We start from the raw sequence: 354 nt of genomic DNA, 5'->3' as shown, positions 1-354 counted from the left end.
CAAAGCATGAAGCATCTCATCGAAGGCCACCTGCATGGGCTCGTACGGGAATACCAGTTGCCCCAGCCAGACGCGATACTTCTTCGTCCAGCGACGCTTGATTGTGGCCGGTGGCTCTATCTGGTGACGGAGCAAGAACTTCAAGACCCGCTGACGAGCCCGGTGGGCATCTTCCTTGGCAGCTTCACGGGCGCGAACCAATTCTCGTAGAGCCTCATCTTCTCGCTCGGGCACGTAAACGGGAGTGAGTTCTCCTGCACGGAACAAACGGGCAAGTTGCTCAGCGTCACGTCGATCTGTTTTCACTTGGTCGCCGGGGCGTTTGGGAATGAGCGATGGAGCAATGACGACACA

1 protein-coding gene is annotated in these 354 nt (G+C 57.3%); it reads right to left on the bottom strand.

All coding sequences use genetic code 11. From position 1 onward, the window contains the following. Nucleotides 1-354, bottom strand: a 354-nt coding sequence (locus MJ257_RS24715; protein WP_240271808.1) for an IS110 family transposase, incomplete at both ends; no start/stop codon positions are given.

Source organism: Paenibacillus timonensis (assembly GCF_022427145.1).
In the GTDB taxonomy this organism is placed as follows: Bacteria; Bacillota; Bacilli; order Paenibacillales; family Paenibacillaceae; genus Fontibacillus; species Fontibacillus timonensis.
Note: the sequence above shows the minus strand (reverse complement) of the source record. Positions and strands in the feature narration are given on the sequence as shown.